General features: G+C 47.9%; 15 protein-coding genes. 4 read left to right on the forward strand and 11 right to left on the reverse strand.

The genetic code is table 11. The features are described 5' to 3' along the window. The 3 genes from V7126_RS14780 to V7126_RS14790 form a co-directional block, all read left to right on the forward strand. Positions 1 to 537, forward strand: a 537-nt coding sequence (locus tag V7126_RS14780; RefSeq protein WP_335497685.1) for a nucleotide-binding domain containing protein, incomplete at its 5' end; no start/stop codon positions are given. Positions 538 to 550: 13 nt separating this feature from the next. Beyond that, entirely contained in the window at positions 551 to 1,561 is a 1,011-nt protein-coding gene (gene pdxA, locus V7126_RS14785; RefSeq protein WP_046129305.1) for a 4-hydroxythreonine-4-phosphate dehydrogenase PdxA, read from the forward strand. 97 nt (positions 1,562 to 1,658) lie between these two features. Then, positions 1,659 to 3,005 (forward strand): gluconate:H+ symporter, encoded by a 1,347-nt coding sequence (locus tag V7126_RS14790; RefSeq protein WP_046129306.1) that lies wholly within the window; start codon positions 1,659 to 1,661, stop codon positions 3,003 to 3,005. 19 nt (positions 3,006 to 3,024) lie between these two features. Here V7126_RS14790 and V7126_RS14795 read toward each other — a convergent pair whose 3' ends face one another. From V7126_RS14795 to V7126_RS14845, 11 genes are all read right to left on the reverse strand, one after another. Further along, positions 3,025 to 3,207 (reverse strand): sporulation protein Cse60, encoded by a 183-nt coding sequence (locus tag V7126_RS14795; RefSeq protein ID WP_046129307.1) that lies wholly within the window; start codon positions 3,205 to 3,207, stop codon positions 3,025 to 3,027. 217 nt (positions 3,208 to 3,424) lie between these two features. Then, a complete protein-coding gene (locus V7126_RS14800; protein WP_046129308.1) occupies positions 3,425 to 4,867 on the reverse strand; it encodes an anion permease in 1,443 nt (480 codons plus the stop codon). 272 nt (positions 4,868 to 5,139) lie between these two features. Continuing rightward, positions 5,140 to 5,454, reverse strand: coding sequence for a rhodanese-like domain-containing protein (locus V7126_RS14805; RefSeq protein ID WP_046129309.1), 315 nt, complete (start codon positions 5,452 to 5,454; stop codon positions 5,140 to 5,142). Between the two features lie 64 nt (positions 5,455 to 5,518). Next, entirely contained in the window at positions 5,519 to 5,668 is a 150-nt protein-coding gene (locus V7126_RS14810) for a hypothetical protein (protein WP_164918172.1), read from the reverse strand. Continuing rightward, on the reverse strand, positions 5,665 to 6,774 hold the full coding sequence (locus V7126_RS14815) for a hypothetical protein (protein WP_335497686.1): 1,110 nt from the start codon (positions 6,772 to 6,774) through the stop codon (positions 5,665 to 5,667). Before V7126_RS14815 ends, V7126_RS14810 begins: the two co-directional genes overlap by 4 nt. Positions 6,775 to 6,906: 132 nt before the next feature. Beyond that, positions 6,907 to 7,266 carry a DnaJ family domain-containing protein gene (locus tag V7126_RS14820; RefSeq protein WP_046129311.1) on the reverse strand — a complete coding sequence of 120 codons (360 nt, stop codon included), beginning with the start codon at positions 7,264 to 7,266 and terminating at the stop codon, positions 6,907 to 6,909. A 36-nt stretch (positions 7,267 to 7,302) separates the two neighbouring features. After that, a complete protein-coding gene (locus V7126_RS14825; protein WP_046129312.1) occupies positions 7,303 to 7,935 on the reverse strand; it encodes a YesL family protein in 633 nt (210 codons plus the stop codon). Between the two features lie 15 nt (positions 7,936 to 7,950). After that, positions 7,951 to 9,228, reverse strand: a complete 1,278-nt coding sequence (locus V7126_RS14830) for a Gfo/Idh/MocA family protein (protein ID WP_046129313.1) — start codon at positions 9,226 to 9,228, stop codon at positions 7,951 to 7,953. A 19-nt stretch (positions 9,229 to 9,247) separates the two neighbouring features. After that, entirely contained in the window at positions 9,248 to 9,709 is a 462-nt protein-coding gene (locus tag V7126_RS14835; RefSeq protein WP_099047068.1) for a lipoprotein YteS, read from the reverse strand. 16 nt (positions 9,710 to 9,725) lie between these two features. Next, entirely contained in the window at positions 9,726 to 10,844 is a 1,119-nt protein-coding gene (locus V7126_RS14840) for a glycoside hydrolase family 88/105 protein (protein ID WP_065894765.1), read from the reverse strand. 27 nt (positions 10,845 to 10,871) lie between these two features. Then, positions 10,872 to 11,837, reverse strand: coding sequence for an ABC transporter permease (locus V7126_RS14845; protein ID WP_046129315.1), 966 nt, complete (start codon positions 11,835 to 11,837; stop codon positions 10,872 to 10,874). Between the two features lie 209 nt (positions 11,838 to 12,046). On the opposite strand from V7126_RS14845, the gene V7126_RS14850 reads away from it, so the two are divergent. Next, positions 12,047 to 14,356: a helix-turn-helix domain-containing protein gene (locus tag V7126_RS14850; protein WP_046129316.1), complete on the forward strand. Its 2,310-nt coding sequence runs from the start codon at positions 12,047 to 12,049 to the stop codon at positions 14,354 to 14,356. The last annotated feature ends 31 nt before the right edge of the window (positions 14,357 to 14,387 follow it).

A 14,387-nucleotide genomic window follows, 5' to 3' on the forward strand; every position in this document is an offset into this window, starting at 1 on the left:
ACATCCAACAGCTCCAAGCAGCTGCAATATTTGATCGATAATACGAATCTCCGCCCTGTCTATGTGGATGCCAAAAAGCTTGCGACAATGGACGAAACGTGGGACCAAGAAGTAGACCGTGTCATCAAAAGAGCGGCAGAAGAGATGAAAAAGCAGGACATTCTTTTGATCACAACCGATTCGCTTAAATCAGAAATCCTTGATTTGAAAACGCTCGCAGACAAGGAGCATGTAAGCCAGGATGCATTGGCAAAGCGCATCGCCGACGGCCTGGGCAAGATGACAAGGCTTGTGATCCAAAACAGCCGGTTTGACATTGGCGGCTGTTTTACAAGCGGCGGAGATGTAACCGCTTCCCTCTGCTCGATCTCAAGAGCGGAAGGCATCCAATTGATCGACGAAATCCTGCCGCTAGTCGCCTACGGAAAATTCATCGGAGGCTACCTGGATGGTATTCCGATCGTTACAAAAGGCGGTACGGCAGGCGGTACGAAAGCAATTTACACAAGCGTGAAATATCTTGAAGCAACATTTTAAGGAGGAATCTAACATGGCAGAACGAGCAATTATTGCAATTCCGATGGGAGACCCGGCAGGAATCGGCCCGGAAATCACGATGAAATCTTTAACGAAGAAGGAAATCTACGATGTATGCAAACCGCTTGTGATCGGTGATACAGAGGTCATCAAAAAAGCGATCGAGATCGTGAAAGCGGATCTGCAAGTAAACGAAGTTTCAGCGCCTGCAGAAGGAAAATACGAATTCGGTACCGTCGATGTGATCAATTTGGCGAATATCGATATCGATAAACTTGAATACGGACAGGTTTCTGCCCAATGCGGACGGGGCGCATTCGAATATATTAAAAAATCCGTGGAGCTTGCCATGTCTGGAGAAGTTAAAGCACTGGCGACGACCCCAATCAATAAGGAATCGTTGAAAGCCGCTAAAGTGCCGTATATCGGGCATACCGAAATGCTGGAGGATTTGGCCGGTTCAGACGATCCGCTTACGATGTTCGAGGTGAACGGCATGCGCATCTTCTTCCTCACCCGCCACCTGTCATTGAAGAATGCCATTGATCAAATGACAAAAGAAAGAGTACATGATTACTTGATTCGTTGTGATCGGGCATTGCAGCGCCTTGGAGTTAAGAAAGGCAAATTCGCGGTGGCAGGCTTGAATCCGCATAGCGGGGAAGGCGGCTTGTTCGGCCGGGAGGAAATCGAGCAAATCAAGCCGGGCATTGAGCTCGCGGTGAAAGATGGTATAGACGCGGTCGGTCCGGTGCCGGCGGACTCGGTCTTCTACCAGGCACTGAACGGCAAATACGATGCGGTTCTATCGTTATACCATGACCAGGGACATATCGCTGCAAAAATGACGGACTTTCACCGGACGATTTCCATCACGAACGGTCTGCCGTTCTTGCGTACCTCCGTCGACCACGGTACCGCATTCGATATTGCTGGCAAAAACATCGCAGAAAGCACCAGCATGGAAGAATGCATCAAGGTTGCAGCACAGTACGCGCCGAACTTCTCGCCAAACAGCCTGTAAACATTGCATACGCCGGAAGGGAAGGATTCTGAATCCTTCCTTTCTAAAGACCTTATTTGTAACCGCTTACAAAAATAGACTTTAGGGGGAAAAACAAATGCCATTACTCATCATCGCTTTAGGTGTACTCTTGTTGCTCATCTTGATCATGAGATTCAAGCTCAATACATTCGTTTCCTTGATCATTGTCTCCTTTATCGTGGCGCTGCTTTTGGGCATACCGATGTCAGACGTTGTAGGCTCCATTGAAAACGGTTTAGGCGGAACGCTGGGCCATATCGGGCTGATCTTCGGGATGGGCGCCATGCTGGGCCGTCTCATTGCCGACGCCGGCGGGGCAAACCGCATCGCTACCACGCTGATTGACCGCTTCGGCGAAAAGCGCATCCAGTGGGCCGTTTTATTCGCCTCTTTCATCGTCGGGATTGCGCTGTTTCTCGAAGTAACCATCGTCCTGCTGATTCCGATCATCTTCTCGATCGCAAAGGAGCTCAGGGTCTCCATCGTACATCTTGGGTTGCCGATGGTCTCTGCCGCACTCGCAACGCATGCCTTCCTTCCGCCCCACCCGGGTCCGACAGCAGTTGCTGCGGAGTACGGAGCGAATATAGGGCTTGTCCTTATTTATGGTATCATCGTCGCGATTCCGACGGTGATCCTGTCGGGAATCCTGTATCCCAAGCTTGCGAAACGCATCGTCCCTTCTGCCTGGACGCGGGAAGGCAGCGAATCCTTCGGGATTGCGAAAACATTCAAGGAAGAAGAAATGCCCGGATTCGCGGTCAGCGTCTTCACTGCCCTGTTCCCGGTTATTCTGATGGCACTCGGTGCCGCTGTCGATATCCTCCAGGCAGAACTGAAATTCTCAGACAATCTGTTTATTGATATCATCCGCTTTGTAGGCAATTCATCGACCGCGATGGTCATCTCGCTGCTGGTAGCGGTTTACACAATGGGAATCAGAAGAAAGGTCCCGATTCAAAAACTGATGGATTCCTGCGGTTCTGCCATCAATGCCCTCGGGATGCTGCTTTTGATCATCGGCGGCGGCGGTGCCTTAAAGCAGGTTCTCATCGACGGCGGTGTAGGAGATTATGTAGCATCCATTTTTTCCGGAACATCGATGTCACCGGTATTCTTCGCCTGGATGGTGGCGGCCATCCTGCGCATCTGCCTTGGCTCCGGAACGGTGGCAACTCTGACGACAGCCGGTCTCGTCATCCCGTCCCTTGCCTCTATGCCTGATGTGAATCTCGAGCTTGTCGCACTGGCGACAGGAGCAGGAAGCGCCATCGCTTCCCACGTCAATGACGCAGGCTTCTGGATGGTAAAGGAATCACTCGGCATGACGTTAAAGGAAGCCTTCGGAACGTATACGGTGCTTTCCACCATCACTGCGGTATCAGGTCTTGCGTTTACGATGATGTTGGATGTTTTCGTCTGAACTAAGTCTCTTCTCCGGCTTACTTTCTATATAAAATCAACGCCGAAAAACAGTAAAGCTGTTCGCCCTGGGGATCGCATGCAGCGGATACGTTATATTTTATATCGATCAGCTGGTCTTCTGACAGCTTTTTTAAAAACTCGTTGATTTCGTACTGCAAATCTTTTTCGTGTTCTTCATCAAATACGGCAACCTTCAGCATACGCTCTCTCCTTTCTATATGAAAGGTATTCGCGAAGTGCAGAAGTTATGAATGAAAAAGAAATCTCCCCGAACCGATGCCGGGGAGATTTGATCTTTTCTCGCTCAGTGAGATGTTGCATGCGTTGATATGCCGGTATGGCGCATTTGATCATGTTTCTGCATGTGCCGTTAATCTTCTGTTTCATACTGCCTGACCTAATCCGAATTTGCTTGTCTTAATAGAAACCGAGCAGCTTCCACCAGATCATGCCTGTCCCAAACCAGATGATCATATGCAAAATGGAAACGAAAAAGCCGATGGACCACCATTTGGCCTGCGTGACATAGCCGGAACCGAACAATACCGGTGCAGGACCTGCTCCATAATGCGTCGTTGAACCGAATAAATTGCCGAAAAAGCCAAGAAGAAGCGCGGCTAACATGGCCGGTGCCCCTGCATGGATCGCTACGGCCAAAAATGCCGGATACATGGCGCTGACATGCGCTGTTGAACTGGCAAAGAAATAGTGGACATAGTAATAACCGGCGCCCAACACGATCAATGCCGTGATCCAGGACATCCCGCCGACAGACTGGCTGATCTTATTTGAAACCCAAGGAATCAGCCCTAATTCATTGAGCTGAGTCGCCATCATCACGAGTGCGGCAAACCAAATCAGCGTGTCCCATGCCGCCTTTTCATTTTTAATATCATCCCAGCTTAAAACGCTTGTGACGAGCAATAAAGATAGGCCGATCAGCGCAGTTGCGGTGGCATCGATCCCGACCTTCTCGCCGAAAATCCACAATAGTAAAATCACGATAAATACGAAAATCATGTATTTTTCTGAGCGTTTGACAGGACCGAGCTCTTTTAATTTATCAATGGCCATCTGTCTGGCTCCGGGCGTTTCTTTGATTTCGGGACCATAAACCTTGTAGATAAACAGCGGAATGACGATCAGGCTGATCAAACCCGGGACTAAAGCCGCCAACAGCCAGCCGCCCCATGTGATGTCGACTCCTGCCGCTTTTGCGAAGGATACGGCAAGAGGGTTTGCAGCCATTGCCGTCATAAACATCGCTGAGGTGATCATGTTTCCCTGAAAGGATGTCAGCGTTAAAAATGCCCCCGCCTTTCGTTCCGTCCCGTCGCCCGGACGCGAACCGTAAGCTTCGGCCAAAGAGCGGACGATCGGAAACACGATTCCGCCGGCCCGGGCCGTATTGCTCGGCGTTGCAGGGGCCAAAATCAAATCGCATAAAATCAGCGAATACGAAAGGCCGAGCGTTTTCTTTCCGAACAGTCTAACAAATAAATAGGCAATCCGCGTTCCCAGACCTGTTTTAATAAATCCGCGGGAGATAAAGAATGCAGCGACGATCAGCCAAATCGTCGTATTGCTGAATCCGGCGAGCGCCTCCTGTGTCTTTAATGTCCCGGTGACGATCAAAAGCATCATGCTGATGATCGACAGCGATCCCATCGGAAGCGGTTTGCTGATAAAGCCTACGATTGTCGCGACGAATATCGCTAATAAATGCCATGCCCTCGGCTCGATCCCCGCCGGGGGTCCGATCAGCCAAATGCCGGCACCGATCATCACCGTCAATAGCAATGGGGGCCATCTGATCTCGGATGGTGCTTGTGAAGTGTGTGCTTGCTCAATCATTGCCATTTTTTTATCACTCCGTATTACGATGTTTGCTTGATATTTTACTTAATCCGTCAGAAATACCCCGATTAAATCTCGAAACACCTCCCTATCAAAATCACCGATCATTTTTACAATCCTTTCAAAAGCTACTTTACAATAATTTTTTTTATAAAAACATATCAAAATATGTAAAATGCGACCTATTTTCACCTTGTTTTTTGACTAATTTCTATCAATTGTTTGAATAAAAAAAGAAAAACTCCTTATCTCTTTGCGATAAGAAGTTTTTCCCCTTATTTTGTTTTCGGCTTCGTGTCACCCGTCCATTCGAGCATGCCGCCGACCATATTTGTCACGTCAAATCCTTTATCCATGAGATAGAGACAGACGTTTTCGCTGCGCTTTCCGGACCGGCAGACAAAGATATACGGCACGTCTTTTTGAAAGAAATCGAGCTTATCGGGAATGTCGCCCATCTTCATATGGACGGCTTCCGGTATCATGCCTTCAGCTACCTCTTCATCCTCTCTGACGTCGACGATATAAAGCGTTTCTCCTTTTGAAAGCTTTTCTTTTAATTCGTCCGGTGTGATCTCTTTTACTGTCATACTTCCAGCTCCCTTGGTTGTAGAGGTGTGATTATTATAGCAAAATTCAGGGAGCGAATGCTATTTAAGACGTCGCCTGCTGTGTCCCTTTATCAGGAAACACCGACTTTCCCGATATGTTAAACGTCTCGTTTTGCGGGGAAGCCCACGCCAAGGATCCGCCCGCAATCAGGCAGGCAAGCATGACAGCTGAAAAACAAACAGCTTTTTTCATATGAGTTCCTCCTTCATCTTGCATATTTGATGTTTGGCATCGCGCGATTGTTCGAGATAATAAGCGCTTTTTTCTTTATTACCAAGCCTCATGTAGTAATCGGCAATGTCATTCGTCAATTCGGCGACATGCGTCCACAGCTTTTTATTTGTCAAATATTCAAGCGCAAAATCGATGTCAAGCGGGTGTCCACCGTCGTATAAAGCAAAGATGAGCCTGAACTTCGCCGTGTACTCTTCCTCTCCGTATTCCGCCGCCCTTGAAAAACCCTCCTTGCAAAGCTGCCTCGCTTCTTCGCCGTAGCCTTGCTTATACAGGTTGCGGGCCAGTTCGAAAAAGGTGTTGATCCCAAAAATCGATTGTTCATGAACCTTGATGGCAAGCGCCTTTCTGAAATGTTCCTCTGCCAAAAGCGGCATGTTTCGATTGGCGTAGTTCACCCCCATGTTATGAAAAATGAGCCCGACAACCCTGTGATGATGGCAAGAAGCGGCCTTTTCCAACGCCCGTCTGTAATGTTCTTCCGCTTCCTTGATACGGAACAGGTCAAACTGGATGGACCCGAGAATCATGTAACACCCGATGGCCTTGTCTATGTATTCATCCCGCCTGCCGAAAACGGAAAGGGCTTTCTCGGCATGGTTCATGGAACGGAAATGATCGTCCACCTGATAGTACGCGATCGCGATTTTATAATGGAATTCTCCTTTTTCTATTTCATCGGTCACTTTGTATAATTTGCTTTCCGCTTTTTTATAGAAGCTGATCGCCTCAAGATAATTTTTTTCATAGAATTCGTACATGCCGGAAAAAAAGAAAAAGTAATATTGAATGAGGTCATCCGCGTATTTGACCGCTTCCTTTTGCTTTTGAATCTCCCTGAACGCCTTAGCGGATTCTGCGAATTGCTCTGTCATCAGCTTGTGGCGGTAATCCAAGAGGTGAAAATAAAGCAACAGGTCTCCGCGTGTTTCCATGTTTGCAAGCAGATTCTCAATCTCGTATTTTAACGAGACCGCTTGCAGTGCTTCGTGGCGTTTGATCATGGTATACCATTGGTTCATGAGCCCGGCCGCTTTTCGTATGCCGTTTTCGTTTCCACTCACTTTTCATCCTTTCTTATGTTCAAAAACAATATATGCCTTTATTTCCTTTTTCTTCATGATTCTATTTTACAAAAAACGATTGTTATTGGCAATTATTTTATCATTATCAAATTTACGGTATTTTACAAGCGGTCAGCTCCAGGCTTCAAGCTGATTCTCGAGGCTTTCTGCTGTTACAAGGCTTTTCTGGAATTGACTTGGGCAGGAGAGGTTGTATCGTTTGATTTTTCGGTTGATCGAGCCGACCTTTTCTTCCCGGTTCCCGGATTTGATCGCATTTTCGATTTCTTGTTTGATTTCTTTTTGAAGCCGGAGCCACTCCGGAAGGTAACGGGCGTTTTTCAGGGTGCTGGAAAGGGCGTCCCCTTGGAGAGCCTCTTTTTTCAACGGCTTTCCGAATCCCGGAAGCGACTGTATCCCATCTTTTCCAAGGCTGTCTTTCACGACATGATCGATCCAATGCAGATACCTTTCATCGTTTTCTTTGCCCACGAACAATCGACTCCTTTCATCTCTAAGGTGCAAGCATCAGATTTCAGCAGGGTCCGGCTCGGCTGCTCCCGCTTTCCTCAATACTTGGTAGGCAAGCCACATGACCGTATAGCTTAACAGACTGACACTGAAAAAAGGAACGATTCCCGGCAGATAGCTAAACGCGACGTAAAGCGCGGCGCATACAGCCATCATCGTTAATGTATACTGCAAATACGACACCCCGAGGATGAGCGAAAATTTGAGATACATCCGTTTTTTCCAGTCGAAATGGGCAAGGAGCGGAAACAGATAAAACAGCATAATGAAAAACAAAAAGCCGAACGTCATGATGACAAAACGGAGGATGTGCAGGAAGGCATTTTCAGGATAAATGAAGGCCAGATCAACATAAATAACCATTCCCGCCGCCGCCAAAATGAGGCCGATCGCATTGGAGCGGAAAAATTCCCCGCGGTACGCCCGCCAAAACGTTTTGAAAACCGGAATGTCCGTATGGCCCATAATCCACTTTCTCATGACGGAAAATAAAGCGGTGGTCGCCGGCATAAATCCAAGCAGGCCAAAGCCGAGAAGCGTAAACATAAACCACAGCACATTCGTATAGGCAAATCTCACCACCCATTCGCAAAAGCTCATTACTCTCCCCAGGGAATTATTTTGTTCCACTCACACGGCCCCCTTTCAGGTGTGTTGCCGGGAATGAAGAAGCTCTTCGATCCCGATCGGCCTGTTTTCCTTGATCGAACGCCACATTCCTTCCCCGGCTGCGATCGAATAAGCCCCTGCTTCACTTCCGGCCAGAATGTCATACTCCCTGAAAGGATCTTTGCCGCTAAAGAGCTCCCTGAGCAGCAGGGGGTCCCCTCCGCCGTGTCCGCCCGGCTGACGGACGACACGGATCGTTTCCTTTGACTCAAACAGCGGAAAATACTCGATCGTCTGTTCGGGCACCTCGAAAGGAATTCTTCCGGGTGCATGATATTCCGTCGTTTCCAGCCTTCCTTTCGTACCGTTTATCGCGAGGCGGTAGCCTTCATACGGAGCGGAAAAATGGACGGAGTAGTTTAATAGGGCGCCGCCGTCATATTTCAAAACGGCCGCATAGGTGTCTTCAATATCGATTTCCTCGTCAAAAATGCAGGCGTCGGGCCTGTAGTTGGTGTACAGCAGATGCTGATGTTCGTCTGACCGGATATGGTCGTCTTCCGCATCTCCCGTTTCCCACCTCATAAAATAGCGGCATGCCTGTTTGACGCGGCACGTACCGCAATAGCGGTTTTCGCCTTTTTCAGGGTTCATTTCACCGTCAGGCCCGTAATAATACAATCCGCCGTAAGCAAAGACTTCCTCGGGCTTTTGATCAAGCCACCAATTGACAAGATCAAAATGGTGAGTCGACTTATGGACACTGAGCCCTCCGGAATACTTTCTCATCCTGTTCCAGCGCTTAAAATAGCTGGCTCCGTGATACGTATCAATATACCAGTTCAAATCGACGGACGTGATTCTGCCGAGCTTTCCTTCGAGGATCATCTCTTTAATTTTGCGGTGATACGGATTGTACCGGTAATTAAAGGTGACCGTCACCGTTCCTTCGCTTTCAGCTTCGGCGGCTATTACGACTGCAGCGTCTTTTACCGTTGTCACCATCGGCTTTTCCGTTATAACGTCTTTGTTTGATTGCAAAGCGCCCAAAATGTAGCGGACATGCGTGTCATCGCGGCTCGCCACGATCACAGTGTCGGGATCAACCTTTTCGATCATGTCGCTGAATGCTTCCGCCCTGAAAAACGGAACCGAACGGAGCTCGGGAAAGCGCTCTTTGCAGACGGCTTCCCTGAGCGGATCGTCGTCCAGGAGTGCCGCGATCCGGTGCCCGCGGCTGTATTCCCTTACAAGCGGCTCGATAAACATGTTGATTGCGCGGCCGCTCAAGCCGCAAATCACATACTTTTTCATCGGCAATTGACACCTCTGTTCATTGACCTAGAAGCCCCTCGATCAGTTCAAGCGCTTCATCGGTTTTCTTCGCATAAATCGGGATAAAGGCAGCCATATCCGTATTCAGCTGAAACGAATAGCCGTTCAGCTGCTTTTCCCCTTTTTTGATGACGGCTGCATAGACCTTTTGTCCGTCTGATGTATACGGCCCCTCTCCTTCAGGATCAGAGCCGAGCGGACGGAGCCCTTCCGGATCAAAAAACGGTTTAAACATGTCTTCGGGAACGACAAACAGATCTCCTTCCTTTGCCGCAATTTCGACGAGCAGTTTTTCTGGAGAGGCCGGGAAAAACGTGACATTTATCCCCTTTTTCCCGGCTGCCTTTTTAATCTTCTCTTTGATGTCTGAAGACGCATCCGAAAACATAAACACGTCTGTCTTTTCAGAATCCGCTTTGCCGCACGCTGACAAAAAAAGCATCACCGCGGTGAGAATCATCGGCAAAACCGCCTTTTCACTTGTCTCCCTCTTCCTGAAAGCGGCCGCTTTTTTCAAGCTCTGCCAGCGCCATAATGAGAGCGCCCACTCCGTGCAGATCATTGACGCTTTTTTCGCGGCTGACATAATACTCGTATGTTCCCGCGGAAGTCCCGACGCATATATCTTTCAAAAACAAACCTTCTGGCCTGATCTCGATTTTTTTCTCCAAGAGCCCTTTATACGCCTTCACGGCCCGTTCCATATACGATTGATCGATGTAGCCCATGCGGACCCCTTTTGCCATCGCATATGCATAGAGACACGAACAGGAGCTTTCCAGCCAATTGTCTGCCAGCTCTCCCTTGTCAACGACCTGGTACCATAACCCCGTTGCTTCATCCTGAAAATCGGCGAGGCTTTTGACCATCTCCTGAAGCGTGTTGATCCATTCGCGCTTCATTCCGCTTTCTTCCGGAAGGAGTTCGATCATGTCGCTGAGCGCCAGCGCATACCAGCCGATCGATCTTCCCCAAAACTCAGGCGAGCATCCCGATTCAGGATCGGCCCAAGGTGTGCTGCGCCGTTCGTCCCAGGCATGATAATACAATCCCGTATGACGGTCTTTCGTATGCTTTCTCATCAAAGTTTCTTCGAGGATGACCAAGTCGTACAGCTCGGGAGCGCCGAAGACCCTTGCATACTTGAGTGCAAAAGGTCCGCCCATATACAGACCGTCAAGCCACATCTGATAAGGATATTTATCTTTATGCCAAAAGCCTCCTTCTGATGTCCGGTTCAGCGTATCGAACAGGCCCCTCAGCTTTTCCGCCGCTTTCCTGTACCGTTCATCACCGGTCTCTTCATACAAAGGAAATAAAAGAAGGCCTGCCTGAACGGCATCAAGCTCATCTCTGCTGAAATAAAAATTGCCGTGTTCATCAACGAGATAGTCAACGTAATCCTTTACATAATCAAAATACGTTTCCTTCCCTGTCGCTTCCCAAAGGCGAATCAGCCCGCATAAGAACACGCCTTGATGATAATGCCAGCGACCCGCGGGAGGCAGCTTATCCTTCGTATACGTTTTCATTATCGTGTTTGCCGCTTCCTCGGCAACGTGAAGAGGCGATTTTGTGATGAGAGATCGATTCATGGCATTCAAATCCTTTCATCAAAAATGTTAATATATACCTTCTTCTCCGAATTTCTTTGCCATCCTGTTTGCAAATATGACTAAAATGAGTCCGACAGCGGCCTTGAACAAACCGACGGCTGTGCTGTAGCTGAACTGCCCCTGCTTTAAGCCCGCCGTATACACATACGTATCGAAAATTTCAGCCACTTCGCGGTTTGTCGCGTTTAATAGCAGGTACACATGCTCAAATCCAAGCTCCAGCGTATCGCCGATTTTCAGGATCAGGAGAACCACGATCACGCTTCTGATCGCGGGAAGGGTCACATGCCACATTCTCCGCAGACGGTTCGCCCCGTCCATTTTCGCCGCTTCGTAAAGCTGCGGGTCTACCGCCGTAATCGCCGCTAAATAAATGATCGTCGACCAGCCGGCTTCCCTCCAGATCACCTGGAGAATATAGAGCGGCCTGAACCAGTTTTCGTCAAGCAAAAAATTGATTTTTTCCCCGCCGAAATAAGCGATGATTTCATTTATCAGTCCCCCGTCTACCGTTAAAAGGACAAATGAAAGCGACACGACGATGACCCATGACATAAAATGCGGAATATAAATCAGCGTCTGAACGAACTTTTTGAACAGCACGATTCTGACTTCGTTCAACAGAAGGGCCAATATAATCGGGATTGGAAAAAATACGACGAGGTTCAGAAGAAACAAGATCAGCGTGTTTTTCAAGAGCATAAAGAAAGTCGGCTCCGTAAACAGCCTTTCAAAATGCTTAAAGCCGACCCATTCGCTCCCCGTTATGCCGAGAAACGGCTGGTAATCCTGAAACGCAATGACGATCCCCCACATGGGCACATACTTAAAAAGGAGAAAATAAATCAGCCCCGGCAGAATCATCAAATACAAATATTTTTGCTGAAACGCCTTCGCAAAAATACGCACCTTTCGTTCTTTTCCGGCAACAAGGGCCGGTTCTTGTCCGGCCTGAGCTTCTGCAGCTTTCATAAACGGCCTCCCTTCACGATGTTTGCTTTCACTTTATCCCAGCATCGAAAAATTCGTCTACAATCATCTCATCACATGGCCCGCACCTTACCCGGAGGCGTATATGACCTGATAAAATGAAACCTGTATTAGAAAATGATTATTGACAAATTTACACAAAAGTCGGATTAATTATATATAACCATCTCGGGGAGTTTAGGGGGGAATTTATGAAAAGGAGACAATACAGGTTTTACTATAAGCTGGTGACATTCTTTTTTATTCTCAGCACGATCCCGGTCATCATCGTCGGCTTTTTTTCTTATCAGCGATCAGCTGAAACAATCGAGCAAAACGTCACAAATGAAAAACTCCAAACCGTTGGACAGATGCAGCTGAATATCGAACATATTTTAAAAACGGTTGATCATTCCTTCACCAACTATGTCCGTTCCTATCCCTTAATCGAGACGCTCAGCCGCAGCATCACACCCGAACGCTTCCAGCTTTATAACCAAATCAATCAGGAATTAAATAAACTGCAGACATTCGACACCGATTTATCCGACATTACAGTGATCAGCCAGGAAAAAAAGTGGTATATCAACAATTCCGGACTGTACAAATTGGATCAGGGGAAACAGGCTTTGATGGTCTCGCTCTACAACTCGCTGAAAAGCCGGTCAAGCTGGGTGCTTGAAAAAAACAACGCCCTTGTCGCCACGAAGGAAGGCGGTGCGGAAGACTGCCCGTACAACGTCAATCTCGTCAAACAGCTTCCCTTAAACAGCATGCGGCATAAAGGACTTGCCATCGCCAGCATTCCGTCGTGTTCACTCGTCAAACGAATGCCCCTGAAGTCGAAGACAAACAGCATGATGGCGCTTGATGACAACGGCCGCATCATCCTTCATCAAAAACGGTCACAGATCGGGCAATCGATCCGGCATGAAGATTACTTTCAAAAAATCAGGCAGCTTTCTTCAAAAAACGGACAGTTTGACGTATCAATCGGCGATACGGACTATAAGATTACATACCAGAAATCAGACTATAACAACTGGATATACGTTTCAATGACGACGATGCCTGAACTTTACATGCAGACCGCCTCAATCGGCTGGTTTACGTTTTCGATATGTGGTATTTTGTTAGCGCTTTCATTACTGTTCTCCTGGTTTGGCTCACGCCATTTCTACAAGCCGATCAAAGTTTTATATGAGTCCGTTTCCGGCTTCGCTTCCGGAACAGATGCGGGCAAAGAGCGTCACGAAAGCGAATTCGAGCTGATCGAGCGGAATATTAAAGAAATGAAAAACAAAAATTACGACCTCGCAAAGCGGGTCGAGCAACAGGTCACACAGCTGAAGCAATATTTTTTAACAAGGCTTCTGCTCGGCAAATTGATTGAAGAAGAAACGAAAGAACGCTTTTCAGGCCTCGGCTTTTCGGACGATTGGAGCCACCTTTCCGTCCTTGCCCTGCAAATTGACACCTTGAAGGATACGCCGTACGAAAAAAAAGACCTGGACGTCCTGCTGTTTGCGATCAACAGCCTTGTCGAACAGTCGATCCCAAAGGAAAACCGTCTCCCTTCAGTCGTGATCGATAAGACGCAAACAACCGTGATGCTGAACCGCGGCAAATCGCTTGACACATTTCATCAGCAGCTGAAAAGTACCGCCGAATCGATCCAGCATAAGATCCATGAGGAGCTCGGGCTATTTGTCAGCATCGGGATCAGCCAGCCTTTTACAAACCTCTCCATGTCCAAGCACGCTTATTTGGAAGGGCTTGAAGCGTTGACTTACAGGCTGAAATCTGGGAAACGCGCGATCATATTTTTTGAGCACCTTGACAGGAACAAAGCATTTTTGACCCAGTTTCCAAAGCAACTCCAAAACGAACTGTTTGAAGCGATTAAAGCGTGCGACCGGGAAAAAGCCGCTGAACGGCTCCATCAGTTAATCGAAACGGTTTGTTCTGAGAATACGAACCCTCATCATTGCCAAATTGCGATTGTCAGGCTGCTCAACAATTTAATTGAATTCATGCACCTTCTCGGAATCGAGCTGTTTGAACCGGACGGCAATAATATGCTGTATGACGACATTTTTGAGCTGACGACAATAGAAGAGATCGAAAGCTGGCTGAACACCCGAATCGTCAGCAACATGATCGAAACGTTGAGCGTCAGAGAGGAATCGCAGTATAAAAACATCTCGGAGAAAATCGTCCACATCATCCAGCAGGAATTCGACACCGATCTGACCCTGGAATCGATCGCGGGAAGACTGCATTACAATCCCAACTATTTAAGCAGCATTTTCAGAAAAGAGATGAAGATATCATTCAGCGAATATTTATCATCGTACCGCCATCATATCGCCAAAAGCTGGCTGACGGAAACGGGCTTATCCGTTAAAGAAATTTCTGAAAAACTGAAATATAAAAATCCGCAAAACTTTATTCGTTCGTTCAAGAAGCTCGAAGGGATCACCCCGGGAAAGTATCGCGAACTGAAAAACCATTCGGCATAAAACAAGGCGGTCCCGGAAAGACCCGGGATCG

The organism is Bacillus sp. JJ675, from assembly GCF_036963165.1.
GTDB lineage: Bacteria > Bacillota > Bacilli > Bacillales > Bacillaceae > Bacillus > Bacillus glycinifermentans.

Bases quoted from the DNA above. Each gene is read 5' to 3' on its own strand.
- pdxA (WP_046129305.1), top strand. From the start codon at position 551: ATGGCAGAACGAGCAATTATTGCAATTCCGATGGGAGACCCGGCAGGA.
- V7126_RS14790 (WP_046129306.1), top strand. From the start codon at position 1,659: ATGCCATTACTCATCATCGCTTTAGGTGTACTCTTGTTGCTCATCTTG.
- V7126_RS14795 (WP_046129307.1), bottom strand. From the start codon at position 3,207: ATGCTGAAGGTTGCCGTATTTGATGAAGAACACGAAAAAGATTTGCAG.
- V7126_RS14800 (WP_046129308.1), bottom strand. From the start codon at position 4,867: ATGGCAATGATTGAGCAAGCACACACTTCACAAGCACCATCCGAGATC.
- V7126_RS14805 (WP_046129309.1), bottom strand. From the start codon at position 5,454: ATGACAGTAAAAGAGATCACACCGGACGAATTAAAAGAAAAGCTTTCA.
- V7126_RS14810 (WP_164918172.1), bottom strand. From the start codon at position 5,668: ATGAAAAAAGCTGTTTGTTTTTCAGCTGTCATGCTTGCCTGCCTGATT.
- V7126_RS14830 (WP_046129313.1), bottom strand. From the start codon at position 9,228: ATGAAAAAGTATGTGATTTGCGGCTTGAGCGGCCGCGCAATCAACATG.
- V7126_RS14835 (WP_099047068.1), bottom strand. From the start codon at position 9,709: ATGATTCTCACCGCGGTGATGCTTTTTTTGTCAGCGTGCGGCAAAGCG.
- V7126_RS14840 (WP_065894765.1), bottom strand. From the start codon at position 10,844: ATGAATCGATCTCTCATCACAAAATCGCCTCTTCACGTTGCCGAGGAA.
- V7126_RS14845 (WP_046129315.1), bottom strand. From the start codon at position 11,837: ATGAAAGCTGCAGAAGCTCAGGCCGGACAAGAACCGGCCCTTGTTGCC.
- V7126_RS14850 (WP_046129316.1), top strand. From the start codon at position 12,047: ATGAAAAGGAGACAATACAGGTTTTACTATAAGCTGGTGACATTCTTT.